We start from the raw sequence: 18,227 nt of genomic DNA, 5'->3' as shown, positions 1-18,227 counted from the left end.
TGCGAGGGTCATTATTCTACTTACTTGGTTTTTCTTTTATATTTATTTTTTCATCAATAATATTCTGTTTTGCTTCATTAACTGCTTTGTACGCATCTTCAGACATATTTCCTTTGACTAAGCTGACACCACCGTCTTTAAGACCGTATGTTAAATGTTTGCCGCCTGGAAATTTCCCAGCTTTAGCTTGGTCTGCTATATCCTTAATTGCTTCACCAACTTCTTTAATTGATGACGTCAAAGTAAAGTTCCCTTCTGTTCCATCTTTCATTTTATATTTCCCGTCTGTTTGCTGGTCCTTATCTGCACCTATTACCCAAACCTTTTTATCACCATTAGATTCATTTTGGGCTTTGGCCTCTTGAAAGACCCCCGCTCCAGTTCCTCCGGCTGCTGCATAAATAATATCCGCGTTATCTTGATACATATTTGCTGCTATTGCTTTTCCTTTAGCGGGATCACCAAAAGAAGCTGCATATTTAACATCTATTGTTATAGATTTATTTAATTTTTTTGCTGTATCTTTTATACCTTGCGTATAACCTGCTTCAAACCTATCCAGAACAGGTCCCTCCTCACCACCGATAAAGCCTATCTTATTTGTCGTGGTCGTGTAGGCTGCTGCGACTCCCGCCAAATAGGCTACCTCATGATCTTTAAAAGTTGCTGAAGCCACATTTTTCTTACCATCAATGACAGAATCAATAATTGCAAATTGTTGTGAAGAGTTAGCTCCGGCTGCTGTATCAATCGCATCCCTAATCAAGAATCCTACTCCAAAAATCGTTCCGAACTTTCCGGTTAATGCTTGATCAATATTTGTTGTAAATTCAGATGCATTACTTGACTGTATATAATCATACCCGCCAACACCTTTTTTCAGATGGTTTTCTTTACCCCAAGCAGTCATACCCTCCCAAGCAGATTGATTGAACGAACGGTCATCAACACCATTCGTGTCTGTAACCATCACAATCGATTCATTTTTTTCAGATGCATTAACACTTCCTTGAGCTTTTTCTTTATTTCCGCAAGCACCTGTTATTGCCGTTATACCAATTAATCCAACTAATAAACCGATTTGTTTTTTATTCATTGTATCCCCCTGATTATCCGAATGCTTTTACAACAAACAAATTGATTTGTTCGTGTTAATTACAATATATCATATATTTTATATTTTTCAACATGTTTTATCATTAAAAAATGAATTATAATTTATATTAACATTATAATTGTTCGTAAAAAAAGATTGATACAATACATAGCATCAATCCTTTTTTAATAATTTATTGTTTTATAACCCAACTTGTATCTTGATTGGGATTTTCTACACCTTGCAAAAATCGGCGCTTAATTAATGGATATTTTTTCTTTAAATCAGCAACTAAGGATTTCATCTCTTCGCGTTTCGTCTTTTTATCTACTGGACACGGATTAAAAATAACCGGAATATCCATTTCATTAACAAAACGCCTGATATCTTTTTCCTCAACATAAATCATTGGTCGAATAATGCTGATATCCGTTTTAGTTAAATAAGTTTTCGGCTGAAAACTATCAAACTGACCATGAAACAAGAAATTCAAAAAGAATGTTTCAATCGCATCATCAAGATGATGACCCAAAGCAACTTTTGAACAACCTAATTTTTTTGCATGGCTGTATAAAATACCACGGCGTAATTTAGCACATAATGAACAAGGATTAGTTTCTTTACGAATATCAAAAACGACTTCCGCAACTTTTGTTGGAACGATTTCTAAAGAATAGCCTAACCTTTCTACATAATCAATCAGTGGTTGAATGTCGGTTTCAAAACCCAAATCTAAACATATTGGTATAATCTCAAAAGAAAAACCAAGTCTTTTCTGCTTTGATATGGTATCAAGTAATGTTAACAGGGTTATACTGTCTTTGCCTCCGCTTATGCCAACAGCAATTTTTTCATTAGGTTGAATCATATCGTAATTTATTATTGCTTGCCGAAGAGGATTATAAAATAGTTGATTCTCTTTCTTAACTTTTCCCACAAATTCATCTCCTTACCGTGATAAGACTTCAAAAAGATTTTTTGAGTATTTGTTACCAGAGACAATGTCATACTGAATTAAACGATATTGATCGAACACTTTTTGGTTCTCAGGTAATAACTTTAATTCTTTATGCCAATCATTTTGGTAATAATACGACTGCTTCTCAAACGCAGGTAAAAATTGATACATATCTTGCAAAAGCATTGAAAAACCCGTTGCCTCAACTGCTGTATTTTTATTAATAAATTGTTGAAAGTAAATCGGACTAATCGCTTGAACAGGTGCTTCCTTTTCAACCTTCGGGTTAGAAACAAAAAATTCTGTCAAATGCAACCTCTCTTTTGTGTTTTTTTTCACAACTTCCTCTGAGTAAATTGACGGCAGATGATCACCCCAAAAAACAACAATTGTCGGACGCGATAAGTTGTTAATATCACTCATAAAACTTTTTAGAGCTTCTGAAGCATATGCAATATCCTGTGCATAATTCACTAAACTGTCTTGTCCCTCACCAACAGATGAATAATAATGGCTTTCTACGTATTTCGTATTATAGGGCATATGTGTCTGCATGGTAACAAGGTGTATAAATTGTGGTTGGTTTTCTTTTTTTAGCTGATCATAAACCTCTGAAAAAGCTGATTGATCTGAAATAAAATTATTTTTATCATTAACAATCTTTTTCTTATGAGTCATCGTCTTTTCAGACTTAAATTCATCAAAACCAAACAATGTATAATTTTCTTGACGTTTATACATTGAAGTATTATAGGGATGAATTGCCATAGTATAATATCCTTGTTGCTTTAAACTTGAAACAATAGAAGGAAAGCTCTTTTGTTTCGGCAACAGCATTGTATAAGGTGTCGTCATTTGTGCTGACATTAAATCCATTGAAAAACCGGTCAATGCCTCAAATTCAATATTGGCAGTACCCCCACCATATCCAGAAGACAACATTTGGCCAGATAAGCTAGCAGAACGTGCTACATCGCTATATTCTTTTAAGGGGTTAGGCGTGACATCAATGCCCTCTAGACGATTAGGATCAGAAAAACTTTCTGACATTATGTAAACAACATTAGGCTTTTCGGAATCAGACTTACTTTGATTATTTTTTTCAGCTCTTTTATTATAATTTGATACTATTTTTTCAATTGATTCCTTGCTATAGCCTTTTGGTTCTTCCATCGCTTGTACCCTCGTATTAAACAAAAATCCACCCACAAATCCGACGTTGTAGTAATTCATTTTTTGGCTATACGGAATCCATAGTGCTGATCGATCATAGCCTTTTCTTAATAAGTTAGTCGGTGTATTAAAATTCGATGCGTAAATCAAACAACTCAAACTTAGCAAACCGCTGACAATACGAAATATTTGTATTTTTTTTGATAATTTTAACGATTTAGTTATTTTCCAAATAACGAAAAGACATAAAATCATCAACAGCAAACATAATAAAACAAAGCGACCGGTTCCCAAAATATCCCTAAACATTTGAAATTGTGTCAACATCTTTAAGTCGTCTGGATATATAGGTTCTTCACGAAACTTCATTTTTTGAAACGTCGCTGCACTCATTGATGCCATTATAATTATGTAGATGATATTCCCGTAGAGCACTGAGCCCATTAGCGATATTAAAAATACATCTAGAGCTAACAAAACGAGGCTACCTATTAGAAACTTTTCAGTGTGCCACAAGAAAATGAACTTAAAAACTAAGTGAAACTGATTGTTGTTCTGGCCAAGCTGCAGCATGATATGCCCTACAAAAACTACAACTAATGTTATTATTACCGCTAGACTCAAGTGAACAACACAATTCACTTTAGTTTGCGGTTTTTTTATAATTTTATCTTCTTCTTTTGTTTTATTTAGAAACAGAATTTTCAATTTTTGCCATTTACTAATTCTTTCTTTTTTACTTAAATGACGTTTTCTTATTTGATCTTCATTCAAAATAAAACTGACCTCTCTTTACTTGTTACTTATTCCAAAATCTATCAAAAGGTGTGATAGGCAAATGACGTTTATGTTCCGTCTTACTGTACCAATTTTCAATAATTTCCGCATCCTTATTGATCACATCTTTACCTTCCAGATAATCGTCGATTGCTTGATAAGTGACTCCCAATGCATCCTCATCAGCCAGCATTGGACGATTTTCTTCTAGATCCGCTGTTGGGACTTTTTGATACAATGCTGGATCAGCCCCTAATTCAACTAGTAACTGTTTGCCTTGTCGCTTCGTTAGGCCAAACAAAGGTAAAATATCAGCTGCCCCATCACCAAATTTTGTGAAGAAACCTGTTACATTTTCAGCTGCGTGGTCTGTTCCCAAGACAGCTCCTTGGTTTTCACCTGCAACGGCATATTGGGTTATCATGCGTTGGCGAGCCTTAATATTTCCTTTATTAAAATCACTGATAGAAATATTAGAGTGGGCTTGTAGTTCACTAATTAAAGCATCAACTGCAGGTTTGACATTAACGACATAACTTTGATCAGGTTTAATAAATGCAACTGCTTTCTTTGCATCTTCCTCATCATTTTGAGCACCGTACGGCAAACGTATTGCTATAAATTGATACGCTTGATCACCAGTTTCATCACGCAATTCTTGAATGGCAAGTTGCGCTAATTTTCCAGCTAGAGAAGAATCTTGCCCGCCACTGATACCTAAAACAAAACTTTTTAAAAATGGATGTGTTGTTAAATAACTCTTTAAGAACGAAACACGCTTGCGGATTTCTGATTTGGGCTCAATTGTGCTTACAACCTCTAAGTTTGTTATAATTTCCTGTTGTTTTTTTCTCATAAGATAGTGTCACTCCTCAAAATTTATATACTTTCCTATTATATCAGATGATACTCATAAGTCTGTACAAAAACAAAAAAGACCTTACTAAAATTAGCAAGATCTGTAGCACTAAAAATTAAAAAAGTCTTATTTTTCAGCGTTTTCGTCTTTAAGACCGTATTTTTTGTTGAAACGATCGACACGTCCGTCGGCTTGAGTAAATTTCTGACGTCCAGTGTAGAATGGATGTGAGTCAGAAGTTACTTCGACACGGATAACTGGGTATGTTTTACCATCTTCCCACTCAACTGTTTCTTCTGAATGTTTAGTTGAACCTGATAAAAATTTAAATCCTGTCGTAGAGTCCATAAACACTACTGGGTGGTATTCTGGATGAATTCCTTGTTTCATTCTTTTTTCTCTCCTTTGCCCTGATTCATTTGCTGAGACAGAGTTGATTTTCAATCAACTAACATATTAGCATGTTCATTTATAAATTGCAATCACTTTTTAGAAAAACTCACATCTTTAAATGAACCAAAAAAGTCGTCATTTGTTTTGGTTTTCTTCAAGAAAGTTAACAATTGATGTGTCATATCAATTGAATCACCACGCATATTATTTCGCAGACGAACAATTTCTTCTAATTGTTTAGGTGCCAATAAGATATCCTCGCGTCGAGTACCTGAACGTTTGACATCCATCGCTGGAAAAATACGTCGCTCTGCCAATTCTCTTGATAGGTGAAGTTCCATATTTCCCGTTCCTTTAAACTCTTCATAGATAACATCATCCATTCGACTGCCAGTATCAATTAAAGCAGTCGCTAAAATCGTTAAGCTACCACCTTCTTCAATGTTACGGGCTGCGCCAAAAAAGCGTTTCGGTTTATAAAAAGCTGCGGGATCGATACCTCCGCTTAATGTTCGCCCGCTTGGCGGGATAACTAAATTATAAGCACGTGCTAATCGAGTAATACTATCCATCAAAATCACAACATCTCGCTTATCCTCTACTAAACGTAAAGCTCTTTCTAGAACAAGCTCAGCAACACGCGTATGGTTTTCAGGAAGTTGATCAAATGTCGAAGACACCACATCACCTTTAACACTGCGCTCAATATCAGTTACTTCTTCCGGTCGTTCATCAATTAATAATACAATTAATTCCACATCTGGATAATTTTGAGAAATACCGTTAGCTATCTCTTTTATAACCGTCGTTTTTCCAGCTTTTGGTGGAGCAACGATTAACCCACGTTGCCCAAAACCTACAGGAGCAAACAAATCTATCATTCTTGTTGCTAATTGCCTGCTTGTTGTTTCAAGCTTAATCTGTTTTTCAGGATAAAGTGCGGTCAATGCTGGAAAATGCGGACGTTCTTTTGCTTCTTCCGGATTCTTACCATTTACAGCTTCAACATGCATTAATCCATAATACCGTTCAGATTCTTTTGGTGGACGTGCTTTTCCTGAAACCAAATCACCATTACGCAAGCCGAAGCGTCGTATCTGAGACGAAGAAATATATATATCTTCTTGACTCGGAGTATAGTTGATAGGTCTCAAAAAGCCATAACCATCCTGAGAAACAATATCTAAAACACCTTCCATTATAAAGAAACCTTGCTTTTCTGCTTGCGCTCTAATAACAGCTAATGATAATTCTTTTTTATTCATTTGACTATAATAGGGAATTTTAAAATCCTTTGCATAGGCATAAATATCCTTTAATGTTTTATGCTCCAATTCTCCCATCGTCAGATAATCTTTTTCTGGCATCAATTATTACCCTCTTCGTCGTCCTCAATTTCTTCCATATAGACATCAGCACCAAGCGCAGTTAATTTTTCAATAATATGATCATAACCGCGTAAAATATTACCGACATTCGATATTTTAGTTGTCCCTTGAGCCATCAACCCAGCAATGACTAAACAGGCTCCGGCACGTAGATCGCTAGCAAAAACTTCTGCACCATGCAATTCCAAATCTTCATGACCATTAATAACTATCATATTTCCTTCAAGACTGGCATCAGCACCCATCCTAACTAACTCGGGAATATGATTCACACGCTTTTCATAAATAGTATCTGTAATTATACTAGACCCTTTCGCGCGCATTAACAGCGGTGTAATCGGCTGCTGCAAATCTGTTGCGAATCCTGGATAAGGCATTGTTGTGATATTCGTTGCTTTTAATTTTTTAGAAGGCGACACGGTAATGGCATCTTCCTCAATGGTCATACCAACACCCATTTCATCTAATTTAGAAATAAAACTTTCTAAGTGCTCATAGATAACATTTTGGACGGTAATCCCCTCTCCATAAGCAGCGGCTAAAGCTAGATACGTTCCGGCTTCAATACGATCCGGAATAATTGAATGGCGGCAGCCATGTAGTGATTCAACACCATCAATTCGAATTTCATTTGTACCAGCCCCACGAATTTCAGCACCCATGTTATTTAGTAGAGTAGCAACATCAATAATTTCAGGTTCACGTGCAGCATTTTCAATAACTGTACGACCTTCAGCTTTGACAGCTGCAAGCATAACATTAATGGTTGCACCGATGGACACCATATCCATAAATATTCGCGTTCCTACTAAACCACGATCAGTTGTTCTTAAATACGTTGCTCCATGTTCCGTTGTAACACTCGCTCCAAGAGATTCAAAACCCTTTATGTGTAAGTCAATAGGTCGTGGACCTAGATAACAACCACCGGGTAAACCAACTACACCTTCACCGAATTTAGCTAACAATGAACCCATAAAATAATATGACGCACGCAAACTGTTAATCTTACCACTCGGCATAGGGATAGATACCATATTTGTTGGATCAATAACCATAGTATGATTTTTAAACGTTACGTTTACTCCCATCATCTCTAATATCTCCATTAAGGAATGAACATCCTGAATATCTGGGACACCTTCTAAAGTAACCGGAGAGTCTGCCATAATGGCTGCGGGAATTAATGCGACCGCACTATTTTTTGCTCCACTGATAGTTACTTCACCTTTTAACTTTTTTCCACCATTTATAACCATTCGTTTCATATTTTTAAAATCCTCACTTTACACTTTAAAAAAACTGCTTTAGATTAAGCAGCTTTATACGTCATATCTATATATCTTTACCATTTTAGCATATTCTTAATAAGAAAAAAAGTTAGGTGTTTCACCTATTGCTATAACGAAAAAACGACTAGACTTCAGAGTCTAGTCGTTTTAAATTATCTACTTAAGAAAATTAATTATGCTTTTCCGTTAGAACCAAACCATTCAATACGTTCTTTAACTAGGTTAGTTACAGCTTCAGTACCAGGAGCTAATAATTTACGAGGGTCAAATCCTTTACCTTCTAAGTCTTTACCTTCTTCAATGTATTTACGAGTTGCTGCAGCAAATACTTCTTGACATTCAGTGTTTACGTTTATTTTAGAAACACCTAATGAAATAGCTTTTTGTACTTGATCTAAAGGAATACCAGAACCACCATGTAGTACTAATGGTTTACCTTCAGTAATGTCAGCAATTTCTTTTAATGTATCAAAACTTAAACCAGTCCAGTTTTCAGGATATGAACCGTGGATGTTACCAATACCAGCAGCTAGGAAATCTATTCCTGTGTCAGACATTAATTTACATTCTTTAGGATCTGCTAATTCTCCAGCACCAATAATACCATCTTCTTCGCCACCAATACTACCAACTTCACATTCTACAGAAACACCGTTAGCGTGAGCAAAAGAAACAACTTCTTTAGCTTTTTCTAAGTTTTCTTCAAATGGTAAATGAGATCCATCGAACATTACTGAAGTATAGCCTACTTTAATACATTCTAATGCGTCTTCGTATTCACCATGGTCTAAATGTAAAGCAACAGGAACTGTGATTCCCATTGAATCGATTAGATCTTTAACTAAATCGTAACATACTTGATAACCGCCCATATATTTAGCAGCTCCCATTGATGTTTGGATCATTACTGGAGAGTTAGATTCTTGTGCACCTTTTAAGATAGCTTTTGTCCACTCTAAGTTGTTTGTGTTGAAAGCTCCTACTGCATATTTACCTTTTCTAGCTTGTTCTAACATTTCTTTTGCTGATACTAATGCCATAATTAACTTCCTCCTAAAATTGGATACAAATTTGTTAAGATTTATCTTAACTAACACAGTTATTTTACCAAATTAAACTTATTTATGCTAGTCAAATCACAATTTTCATATATATTTCTGAAAAAATTCGTTTTAAGTCCGATTAATAAAGCTCAAAACCTTGATCACTTGTATCAATGTAAATATTTTTGGTTTGAGAATATGAATCAATAATCGATTTATGCGTTTCACGACCAATACCTGACTTTTTATACCCGCCAAATGGAGATCCTGCTGGAATCTGATTATACGTATTCACCCAAACACGTCCTGTTTCAATACTTCGGCTGACTTTAAGCGCTGTATTAATATTTGTTGTCCAGACACCTCCACCTAGCCCGTAGTCCGAATTGTTGGCTAGTTCAATTACTTCTTCAATTGTTTTGAATTTAATAACCACAGCGACCGGTCCAAAGATTTCTTCTCTGGCTACTGTCATATCATTTGTTACATCTGTCAACAAAGTCGGTGCAACGTAACAGCCTTTTTTTAATTTTCCTTCTAGTTGGTAGCCACCAGTTAAAATAGTCGCTCCTTCTTGCCGCCCAGCCTCAACAGCCTTTAAAATTGTATCCACTTGACGTTGATTAATTTGTGCCCCCATCTGAGTATCCATTTTAAGCGAATCTCCAACTACTACGGCCTCAAATTTTTCTTTAAGCGCCGCTACAAACTGGTCATAAATTCCTTCTTGAACAAAAATTCTTGAACCTGCACAACAAACTTGACCTTGATTAAAAAGAATACCCAATTCAGCTCCTTCAACAGCTTTGTCAAACGGCATGTCGTCAAAGAAAATATTGGCTGATTTACCACCCAATTCAAGTGTTGCTGGTATCAAACGATTTGCTGCGGCTTTGGCAACATTGTACCCAACTTCAGTTGATCCTGTAAATGCTAATTTATTAAATCCTTCATGGTGTAACATATACTCACCAGATTTTGATCCCTTACCAGTCACCACATTCAATACACCATCTGGAAGCATTGGGCCAATTAATTTTGTCAATTCTAATAAACTAAGTGAAGTAGATGACGAGGGATGAATGACAATTGTATTACCCGCAGCTAGTGCAGGTGCTATCTTCCAAGCAGCCATTAAAATCGGAAAATTCCAAGGTACAATTTGACCAACCACACCTATTGGTTCTTTAATAACAATACTTAACGTATTATCATCAAATGCCTGGGCACTTCCTTCTTCACTGCGAATAACCCCAGCAAAGTAGCGAAAATGATCAGCACTTAACGGAACGTCTACAGATAACGTCTCACGAATCGGTTTTCCATTATCTAAAGATTCAATTTTAGCTAAATGCTCTGTATGTTTGTCAATAACCTCTGCAATCTTAATCAGCAAATTACTACGGTCAACTAAAGACCATGATTTCCATTCAGGTAACGCTTTTGTTGCTGCTGCCACAGCGTTATCCACATCAGCATCCGATGCATCAACAATAGTTGCTAAATGACGATTATCAATCGGTGATATACTGTCTAATCGTTCGTTTCCAACGCCATCTATCCATTGACCATCAACAAACATTTTATAATGTTTGTCTAACTCTAAAATCTCTATCATTATAACCCTCCTGGTTTATTTTTTATTTTTGGTATAGTTGAATTGTAACCGCTGTTATTATTGAAGTCAAAAAAAGTGCTCAAAAAAAACGACCAGTTGGACCGGACGTTTTTATTTAATATCAGTATGTTCCATTTCTTTACCTAAAAAATATGATATGGCTGTTCGAATGACGACAATGCCAGCTAAAATCAAAATATCTTTTGCAGAAGGATTCATAATTGTTTCAATAATGTCTGATACTATAAGCACCTCTAAACTTAATAATATATACGACCCGAGGTACAATTTAATACGATTATTTTTAGCAGCGATGTCAAATCGGTCTTCACCTTTAAACTCATTTCTAAAAAAATCAATAATGACCTTCACCATGCCAAACAAAAGAATAACAACTGAAAAAATATTTAAACTAAGAACAATATAATGGACAATTCTTATCACATCCGGCATCAGCTAGCCTCCAATCTTAAAAAAAGAACACCCGCAACAGATGCCCTTTTTCACATTATTCGTCTTCGTCTTCTTCATCATCGTTAAACAAATCTTCATCTTCAACGATTGTTAGGTCTTCTTCAACGCCATCTGGAACGTCATCTGCATCATCCACATCATGGTCTGCCCCAATTTCAGATAAATCTGTTGTATATTCCTTAATTTCTTTTGATTCATCTTCTTCGTCTTCATCTTCATCTTCATACAATTCTTCATCATGATCTGTTAGTTCAGAATCTTCAGGATCGTCATCATTGTAATCAATCGCATCGTCATCAGATCCTAAGAAAGCATTAACTTTCTTACGTTTCTTCCGACGAGGTTTATTTTCTTCATCTTCATCAACACCCGAAACTTCTTCGTCAATTGAATCTATTGGATACCAACCGCGTAATCCCCAACGGTTATCTCCTAAAGAAATAAAGCTACCATCAATATTTAAGTCTGTATAAAATTGCGGTAATATATCACGAATCTCACTATCTGCTTTGCCCAAATAATTTTGAATTTGATTGACTAAATCAGAAAACTCCATGATATCTCCGCGTTCATGTTGTTCTAAAATAGCATGTGCTACCTCAATCATTGACAATTCATCTTTATTTATACCTTCAAAAGCTTTCATTTCCAACCGGCACACGTCCTTTCACAGTCTACTCTCTATAATACAATAAACAAAGTAGTAAAATCAATTGAAAGAATTAAAATTTATTTTTTTTAAGTAGTAAATGATAATTCCATATGATAAACACCCATTTTTTCACTACCTCCAAATAAATCATAATCAATAGTCACATCTCCTGAATATGGTTTATCTCGCAAACTAACTCGCATATTGTTAGTAAATGTAGCGATATCCATCATACCGTATGGCGTGTTGTAGATAGTTTCTTGTTTTTCTTGATAGACAAAACGAAGTTTCATTCTAACATCACCTGAACGAATTAATTGAACTTGACCATCCGACATTATTTTAATCGTTACCGGAACTTTTGATTGAATTCCGTCCATTTCTTCGTTGTACCTTAAATACAAGACATCTTTAATTCTAATCATTTGTCCTGTCGTTTCAATAATATGCTCACTGAAATCATCATTTTGAAAAACTTTCGTCTGTATTTTGATAGCAATTGGAACTGCTGTTTTTTCATCCATAAACTCACCTCACCTCATTTTCCTTAACTTTTTTCTTTTTGTCAAACTTTTCAATAATCTCCCTTCTTTCACTATGATTTATTTCCCTGTATAATAGTAACTATTATACTGAACAAAAGGAGTACGTTATACAATGAACTTAAAAGGAAATATTTTTAATCAAGGATGCCTATCTCAGAAAGAACGATTTGATCCATTTATATATACAGATTTACTAACTGCGTTTGCAGGACGCACTAAACAAATTATCTTTCATTTTTGGCAAATGTCCGATTGTCTTATTTTAGGAATGAAAGACACAAGACTCCCCCACTTACAAGCTGGTCTAGCAACAGTTTATAACGCAAATTATTACCCTGTTGTTAGAAATTCCGGTGGTTTAGCCGTAGTAGCTGATGACGGTGTCTTAAATTTCTCACTTATTATCCCTGAATATTTTGAACAGCAGGAACAATCAATCGATGATGGCTATACCTTAATGAAAAAGATTATCGACACTGCATTTGCTGACTTCAACCACCAGATTGATGCTCATGAAGTAAGCGACTCATACTGTCCAGGAGACTTTGATCTTAGTATTGAAGGGCAAAAATTTGCAGGAATTGCACAACGGCGGGTCAAACAGGGTATTTCGGTCATGATTTACCTTAGTGTTACCGGCAATCAACAGTACAGAGGTGAATTGGTGCGCCAATTATATTTAAATGGTCTAACAGAAAAATTCGGTACAGACGGCTATCCTCCTGTGCGACCAGAATCAATGGCAAACTTAGAAGACCTTCTTCAAACAAATTTAACTATTTCAGATGTCATCTACCGACTAGAAAAAGCTATTTCAACTATTTTCCCTAAAATAATTCTTGATTCTCCAGAACTTTTTACTTTCCTGAAAAGTCAAGATTGGCAAGAACAATACACTAAGCAGCAACAGCGTATGACTCAACGTAATAGCATTCTGACTGCCGGACAAGAGGAGGAATCATGATGGAAACTGAATCTAAAGCATTTAAGGAAAAGATATTTCGGGACCCTATCCATAATTATATTCAAGTAGATGACCAGCTCATCTTAGACTTGATTAATGCAAAAGAATTTCAAAGACTGCGCCGTATTAAACAACTTGGTACAAGCTCCCTAATATTCCATACAGCAGAGCATACTCGCTTTGGCCATTCATTAGGGGTCTATGAAATTACGCGTCGAATCTGCAGCTACTTCGAGCGCAACTATCCGCTTAGCACTGATCCAATCAACGGTTGGAATCATGCAGAACGTTTAGTAACACTTTGTGCAGCCTTACTTCATGATGTCGGTCACGGTCCTTTTTCTCACACGTTCGAAAGTATTTTCAAAACAAATCATGAACAATTCACAGTAGATATTATTACCTCGAAAGAAACCGAGATAAATTGTATTCTGAAACAAATTAGTTCAGATTTTCCCGCTAAAGTCGCAAGTGTCATCCAAAAGACTTACCCAAATCCGCAAGTTGTGCAGTTAATATCTAGTCAAATTGATGCAGATCGTATGGACTATCTGCTTCGAGATGCATACTTTACCGGAACCGAATATGGTACATTCGATATCACACGAATTTTAAGAGTCATCCGGCCTTATGAAGATGGTATTGCCTTTAAAATGAGCGGGATGCATGCAGTTGAAGATTACATTGTCAGTCGTTACCAAATGTATATGCAGATTTATTTCCACCCAGTCGCAAGAGGGATGGAAGTGGTCTTAGACCGTTTACTAAACCGTGCGAAAGTTCTCTATCAAAAAGATTCTTTCTTTTTCGACACCTATTCACCACTGCTGACACCTTTTTTAAATAATACATACACACTAAATGATTATTTAAAATTAGATGATGGTGTTCTAACCACAAGTTTTACTCAGTGGATAGATTACTCAGACGATATTCTCAGCGACTTGGCAAAACGCTTTTTATATCGATATCCTTTTAAATCTATTTCTTTTACAGACGAAACCAAAAAATTTCTTGATGAGTTGACTCATCTTATCGAAACGGTTGGATTTGACTCAGTTAATTATACAGCTGTTAACTCAAGCTACGACTTACCTTATGACTTTTACCGACCTAACCAAAATCATCAGCGGACTCAAATTGAACTGATTAACGATGATAACTCGTTGACTGAATTATCTGAGGCCAGCGACCTTGTTGCAGCGCTGGCGGGACAGACAAAAGGCGACCAACGCTTCTTTTTCCCAAAGGAAATGCTTGCAACCTCTAATTATTCACCCTATACTTTATTTGAAGATCAAATTGCTCTTTTTAATGCATATATAAAAAATGGAGCAATTAAACAAAACCCTAAGGAGAAGTGATTATGTCTATTAAACTTGTTGCTATCGATATTGATGGTACACTACTGAATTCGGAAAAAAAAATTACTCCCGAAGTTAAGGCAGCCATCAAAAAAGCTACCGATGCAGGAGTAAATATTGTCATTGCTACAGGCAGGCCAACAATTGGAATTCAAGCCATCATTAATGATTTAGATTTAAAAAATAAACACAGTTATTCAATTACTTATAATGGTGCTGTCGTTAAAAATACTGGAACAAAGGAAATTGTTCTAAAACATGCTATGACACATGATGACTACATTGAATTAGAATATCTATCAAGAAAATTAGGCGTACATTTTCACGTTCAAGACTTTAACCGTATGTATACAGCTAATCGCAATATCAGTCCATATACAATTAACGAGGCGTCCATTACAGGTATTCCTTTAAGTTATCATGCACCTGATGAGATGACTCCGGAAATTGAAATTATTAAAACGATGATGATTGATGAACCGGCCATCTTAGACAATGCTATCAAACAAATCCCTAAAGAATACTATAGCCGATATACAATCGTTAAAAGCGATAAATTCTATTTAGAAATTCTAAATAAAGAAGCTTCTAAAGGTGGTGCAGTCTTTGAATTAGCAGATAAATTAGGAATAGCACGTAACGAAATTATGGCTATTGGTGACAATGAAAATGATTTATCTATGATTGAAGCTGCTGGAATCGGTGTTGCCATGGGCAATGCAGTCCCTTCTGTTAAAGAAGCTGCTGACCGAGAAACAAAAACCAATGATGAACACGGCGTAGCATTTGCTCTGGAAGAATGGGTACTCTAGCAAAAAAGGCTTGAAACTTAATTGTTTCAAGCCTTTTTTCTATTAGAATATATCGCCATTAAAAATCGAGTTTTTTACAACAACATAATCAACTTTTGTAATAGCAGCTAAATCTTTGCCGCCAGCATAAGATATAGAAGATTGTAAATCTTGTTGCATTTCAGTTAATGTATCCTGTAATGCACCTTTATGCTCAATCCAGATTTTTTTACCTTCGACATTTTTATGCTCACCCTTTTGAAATTGAGATGCACTGCCAAAATACTCTTTGTAAAGAATGCCAGATTCTTCTTTGGTTTGACCTGGAGATTCTTCATGACCAGCAAATAACGAGCCAATCATCACCATTGTCGCTCCAAACCGAACAGATTTTGCAATATCTCCATGCGTACGAATTCCGCCATCAGCAATAATAGGCTTGCGTGCAGCTTTACTGCATCGTCTTAAGGCTGCCAACTGCCAGCCACCGGTTCCAAAACCAGTTTTTAATTTTGTGATACACACTTTACCAGGTCCGATACCGACTTTAGTTGCATCCGCACCGGCATTTTCAAGTTCACGGACAGCTTCTGGCGTTCCAACATTACCAGCAATAACAAATGTTGCCGGAAGATATTCTTTTAAATGTTTTATCATATTAATAACACTGTCCGAATGACCATGAGCTATATCGATTGTGACGTATTCTGGTAGGACATCTTCATCTACTAATTGTTTGACAAATTCATATTCATTCGGTTTTACACCCACGCTTATTGACGCAAATAAACCTTTACTGTGCATATATTTGATAAAAGGAATTCGGCCGTCTTCATCAAAGCGGTGCATTATATAAAAATAACCGTCACTTGCTAATTTTTCGGCAATAGTTTCATCGATAATTGTTTGCATATTAGCTGGTACGACAGGCATTTTAAAAGTTTTGCTCCCAAGAACGACACTCGTATCACATTCAGAACGACTTTCAACAATACACTTGTTCGGCACAAGCTGTACGTCTTCATAATCAAAAATTTTCATTTGTCTTTTCCTCCTAGACATCTTACCTTAATCAAAAAACCGAACGAAATAAATAATCTACACCTATTTCGTTCCCTATGCTAATCTACCTTATTAAAACAAAAAAAGCAAGATTAATTTAACTAATCTTGCTTTTTCTTAAAATTTAGTTCGGATTTTACTTACAAATTCTGTTTTTTCATCGCATATAATGAAATTAAGGAAATTATTAATATAGACAGGATAAGTGCTAAATTAGAAGATATAAGCATGCCTGTTTGGTTTAAGTTCATGTTTAGCACACTGAGTTTTATTGATCCTAAAAATAGCGACTCAACCATTCGAAAAATAAAATATAATAAAATAGCTAAGTTGCGCCCTTTCATCAAGATTGTAGACAATGAAATAATCGCTAAAGAATTAATATACTCTAAAATAAATATCCCTGATAATTCCAGAAAATTTAAATTGTTTAATTGAAAGAAGTCCATAATGACTTCATAAACTTTTATAAAACCGACGTCTTGAGATAATCGAAATAATACAATCAAACCTGGGATCAGTACCAAAAAGATAGATAAACAAACAACCCAGATAAAAGTTGCTCCTAATTTAGAAAAAAAGAGTTTAGTTCGATTAACACCTGAAGCCATTAACAACGGCATGACATTATTCTTATAATCCATTGCCATTAAATGAAAAGGATAGAAGAATAAAAAGACAAAGTTCGCGATAATACAAAAAGTAAAAAAAGTTATGAAAATACCATTAACCATATCGCCAATTTGTGATGTTTGTCGGTTGATATGATCGATTAAATAAGTAAAATAGACTGTAGCAATAATGTTTAGAACAGCTAGTCCTATCGTTGTAACAATATACTTTCGATCTCTTTTATATTTAAAAAATTCTCCTTTAAAAATTAGCATCCCTGTCATCTGTTCACACCACCCTGCTTTCCTAGGCTATCGTCTAATGCATGAACAGGTATCATCTCGACGATATCAATCTGTTCCTCCGCCATTCTCTGTTTGATTTCATACCAATGATTATCTGAAATAGATAGACGAACGATATCCTCTACTCTTTGATAAGGATAATCTGCTAAATTCAATAGACTTTCAAATGCCGGCTGATTAGTCGTCCGGATGTCTCTTAACAAAATACTATCAGTCGAGGTCAAATCAATAATTTCTTTTATTTTACCATGCTCCAATACAAGTGCTGTATCACATAATTGAATAATATCTTCTTTTATATGACTAGAAATAATCAAAGTCATTCCTTCACTATTTAATTTTTTAAGATACATTCTAAACCAAGAAACAGTTTCACTGTCGAGCCCTCTGAATGGTTCATCTAAAATAAGAAATTTTGGCTGATGAAGAATAGCAATTAGCAGAATTAATTTTTTTATCATGCCATAAGAATATGTTTTGACCTTTTGATTTAAATATTCTGATATTTCTAGTTCAAGTGCCAACTGTTCTGCTAATTGCTGATTAAACTCACCGCGTAATCTAGAAAAATAATCAATATTAAACCAACCCGTTTGATCACGATAAACCGACATACCATCCAATACAATACCGACATTCGTCAACAACTCATTATGCTTGCGAACGTCCATACCATTCAATTTAATTGTCCCTTGATAGGAGGTGATAATATTTGTTAAACACTTAAAAAAAGACGTCTTTCCTGCACCATTTTTTCCGACAAGTCCATACGCACCCCTTCTACTTAACATTAGTTCTGGAATATCCAGTACTTGATGTTTTCCATATTTCATAATCAGTTGACTGACTTCAATATCCATA

At 35.4% G+C, this 18,227-nt stretch carries 18 protein-coding genes; 3 read left to right on the top strand and 15 right to left on the bottom strand.

What is annotated here, in order from left to right:
• Positions 1–16 precede the first annotated feature (16 nt).
• The 12 genes from CBF37_RS06955 to CBF37_RS06900 all read right to left on the bottom strand — a co-directional run bounded on the left by CBF37_RS06955 (position 17) and on the right by CBF37_RS06900 (position 12,247).
• The gene (locus CBF37_RS06955; protein WP_125984036.1) at positions 17–1,096 is read right to left on the bottom strand and encodes a BMP family lipoprotein; all 1,080 of its coding nucleotides are present in this window, start codon (positions 1,094–1,096) and stop codon (positions 17–19) included.
• Between the two features lie 193 nt (positions 1,097–1,289).
• Entirely contained in the window at positions 1,290–2,033 is a 744-nt protein-coding gene (locus CBF37_RS06950) for a tRNA 2-thiocytidine biosynthesis TtcA family protein (protein ID WP_125984035.1), read from the bottom strand.
• Positions 2,034–2,045: 12 nt separating this feature from the next.
• A complete protein-coding gene (locus CBF37_RS06945; RefSeq protein WP_125984059.1) occupies positions 2,046–3,800 on the bottom strand; it encodes an LTA synthase family protein in 1,755 nt (584 codons plus the stop codon).
• 226 nt (positions 3,801–4,026) lie between these two features.
• The gene (nadE, locus tag CBF37_RS06940) at positions 4,027–4,860 is read right to left on the bottom strand and encodes an ammonia-dependent NAD(+) synthetase (protein ID WP_125984034.1); all 834 of its coding nucleotides are present in this window, start codon (positions 4,858–4,860) and stop codon (positions 4,027–4,029) included.
• 129 nt (positions 4,861–4,989) lie between these two features.
• On the bottom strand, positions 4,990–5,253 hold the full coding sequence (locus tag CBF37_RS06935) for a type B 50S ribosomal protein L31 (RefSeq protein WP_125984033.1): 264 nt from the start codon (positions 5,251–5,253) through the stop codon (positions 4,990–4,992).
• A gap of 92 nt (positions 5,254–5,345) precedes the next feature.
• Positions 5,346–6,623: a transcription termination factor Rho gene (gene rho, locus CBF37_RS06930; RefSeq protein ID WP_125984032.1), complete on the bottom strand. Its 1,278-nt coding sequence runs from the start codon at positions 6,621–6,623 to the stop codon at positions 5,346–5,348.
• Positions 6,623–7,912, bottom strand: coding sequence for a UDP-N-acetylglucosamine 1-carboxyvinyltransferase (locus CBF37_RS06925; protein ID WP_125984031.1), 1,290 nt, complete (start codon positions 7,910–7,912; stop codon positions 6,623–6,625). The genes rho and CBF37_RS06925 overlap by 1 nt, the downstream gene beginning before the upstream one ends.
• A 197-nt stretch (positions 7,913–8,109) precedes the next feature.
• The gene (locus CBF37_RS06920; protein WP_125984030.1) at positions 8,110–8,976 is read right to left on the bottom strand and encodes a class II fructose-bisphosphate aldolase; all 867 of its coding nucleotides are present in this window, start codon (positions 8,974–8,976) and stop codon (positions 8,110–8,112) included.
• A 142-nt stretch (positions 8,977–9,118) separates the two neighbouring features.
• Entirely contained in the window at positions 9,119–10,597 is a 1,479-nt protein-coding gene (locus CBF37_RS06915) for an aldehyde dehydrogenase family protein (protein WP_125984029.1), read from the bottom strand.
• Positions 10,598–10,708: 111 nt separating this feature from the next.
• A complete protein-coding gene (locus CBF37_RS06910; protein WP_125984028.1) occupies positions 10,709–11,050 on the bottom strand; it encodes a DUF1622 domain-containing protein in 342 nt (113 codons plus the stop codon).
• A gap of 55 nt (positions 11,051–11,105) precedes the next feature.
• Positions 11,106–11,723, bottom strand: coding sequence for a DNA-directed RNA polymerase subunit delta (gene rpoE / locus CBF37_RS06905; protein ID WP_125984027.1), 618 nt, complete (start codon positions 11,721–11,723; stop codon positions 11,106–11,108).
• Between the two features lie 86 nt (positions 11,724–11,809).
• Complete coding sequence (locus CBF37_RS06900) at positions 11,810–12,247, bottom strand: YwiB family protein (protein WP_125984026.1); 438 nt, start codon at positions 12,245–12,247, stop codon at positions 11,810–11,812.
• Positions 12,248–12,380: 133 nt separating this feature from the next.
• Here CBF37_RS06900 and CBF37_RS06895 point away from each other — a divergent pair, with 133 nt between their 5' ends.
• The 3 genes from CBF37_RS06895 to yidA are packed head-to-tail and all read left to right on the top strand — an operon-like array spanning position 12,381 to position 15,408.
• The gene (locus CBF37_RS06895; RefSeq protein ID WP_125984025.1) at positions 12,381–13,232 is read left to right on the top strand and encodes a lipoate--protein ligase family protein; all 852 of its coding nucleotides are present in this window, start codon (positions 12,381–12,383) and stop codon (positions 13,230–13,232) included.
• Positions 13,232–14,596: an HD domain-containing protein gene (locus CBF37_RS06890; protein ID WP_240626678.1), complete on the top strand. Its 1,365-nt coding sequence runs from the start codon at positions 13,232–13,234 to the stop codon at positions 14,594–14,596. The genes CBF37_RS06895 and CBF37_RS06890 overlap by 1 nt, the downstream gene beginning before the upstream one ends.
• Positions 14,597–14,598: 2 nt before the next feature.
• Positions 14,599–15,408, top strand: a complete 810-nt coding sequence (gene yidA, locus CBF37_RS06885) for a sugar-phosphatase (RefSeq protein WP_125984023.1) — start codon at positions 14,599–14,601, stop codon at positions 15,406–15,408.
• A 42-nt stretch (positions 15,409–15,450) separates the two neighbouring features.
• On the opposite strand, the gene guaC is transcribed toward yidA, so the two are convergent.
• From guaC to CBF37_RS06870, 3 genes are all read right to left on the bottom strand, one after another.
• On the bottom strand, positions 15,451–16,428 hold the full coding sequence (gene guaC, locus CBF37_RS06880; protein WP_125984022.1) for a GMP reductase: 978 nt from the start codon (positions 16,426–16,428) through the stop codon (positions 15,451–15,453).
• 161 nt (positions 16,429–16,589) lie between these two features.
• Positions 16,590–17,345, bottom strand: coding sequence for an ABC transporter permease (locus tag CBF37_RS06875; RefSeq protein ID WP_125984021.1), 756 nt, complete (start codon positions 17,343–17,345; stop codon positions 16,590–16,592).
• Positions 17,342–18,226, bottom strand: a complete 885-nt coding sequence (locus tag CBF37_RS06870; RefSeq protein ID WP_125984020.1) for an ABC transporter ATP-binding protein — start codon at positions 18,224–18,226, stop codon at positions 17,342–17,344. The genes CBF37_RS06875 and CBF37_RS06870 overlap by 4 nt, the downstream gene beginning before the upstream one ends.
• Between the last annotated feature and the right edge of the window lies 1 nt (position 18,227).

The sequence above is a fragment of the Vagococcus vulneris genome (assembly GCF_003950515.1).
GTDB lineage: Bacteria > Bacillota > Bacilli > Lactobacillales > Vagococcaceae > Vagococcus > Vagococcus vulneris.
The sequence above is the reverse complement of the archived record's forward strand: the minus strand, read 5'-3'. Positions and strand labels throughout refer to the sequence as shown.

Excerpts from the sequence above, each read along its gene's own strand:
- CBF37_RS06955 (WP_125984036.1), bottom strand. The coding sequence starts at position 1,096 with ATGAATAAAAAACAAATCGGTTTATTAGTTGGATTAATTGGTATAACG.
- CBF37_RS06945 (WP_125984059.1), bottom strand. The coding sequence starts at position 3,800 with ATGCTGCAGCTTGGCCAGAACAACAATCAGTTTCACTTAGTTTTTAAG.
- nadE (WP_125984034.1), bottom strand. The coding sequence starts at position 4,860 with ATGAGAAAAAAACAACAGGAAATTATAACAAACTTAGAGGTTGTAAGC.
- CBF37_RS06935 (WP_125984033.1), bottom strand. The coding sequence starts at position 5,253 with ATGAAACAAGGAATTCATCCAGAATACCACCCAGTAGTGTTTATGGAC.
- rho (WP_125984032.1), bottom strand. The coding sequence starts at position 6,623 with ATGCCAGAAAAAGATTATCTGACGATGGGAGAATTGGAGCATAAAACA.
- CBF37_RS06925 (WP_125984031.1), bottom strand. The coding sequence starts at position 7,912 with ATGAAACGAATGGTTATAAATGGTGGAAAAAAGTTAAAAGGTGAAGTA.
- CBF37_RS06920 (WP_125984030.1), bottom strand. The coding sequence starts at position 8,976 with ATGGCATTAGTATCAGCAAAAGAAATGTTAGAACAAGCTAGAAAAGGT.
- CBF37_RS06915 (WP_125984029.1), bottom strand. The coding sequence starts at position 10,597 with ATGATAGAGATTTTAGAGTTAGACAAACATTATAAAATGTTTGTTGAT.
- CBF37_RS06910 (WP_125984028.1), bottom strand. The coding sequence starts at position 11,050 with ATGCCGGATGTGATAAGAATTGTCCATTATATTGTTCTTAGTTTAAAT.
- CBF37_RS06900 (WP_125984026.1), bottom strand. The coding sequence starts at position 12,247 with ATGGATGAAAAAACAGCAGTTCCAATTGCTATCAAAATACAGACGAAA.
- CBF37_RS06895 (WP_125984025.1), top strand. The coding sequence starts at position 12,381 with ATGAACTTAAAAGGAAATATTTTTAATCAAGGATGCCTATCTCAGAAA.
- CBF37_RS06890 (WP_240626678.1), top strand. The coding sequence starts at position 13,232 with ATGGAAACTGAATCTAAAGCATTTAAGGAAAAGATATTTCGGGACCCT.
- yidA (WP_125984023.1), top strand. The coding sequence starts at position 14,599 with ATGTCTATTAAACTTGTTGCTATCGATATTGATGGTACACTACTGAAT.
- guaC (WP_125984022.1), bottom strand. The coding sequence starts at position 16,428 with ATGAAAATTTTTGATTATGAAGACGTACAGCTTGTGCCGAACAAGTGT.
- CBF37_RS06875 (WP_125984021.1), bottom strand. The coding sequence starts at position 17,345 with ATGACAGGGATGCTAATTTTTAAAGGAGAATTTTTTAAATATAAAAGA.
- CBF37_RS06870 (WP_125984020.1), bottom strand. The coding sequence starts at position 18,226 with ATGGATATTGAAGTCAGTCAACTGATTATGAAATATGGAAAACATCAA.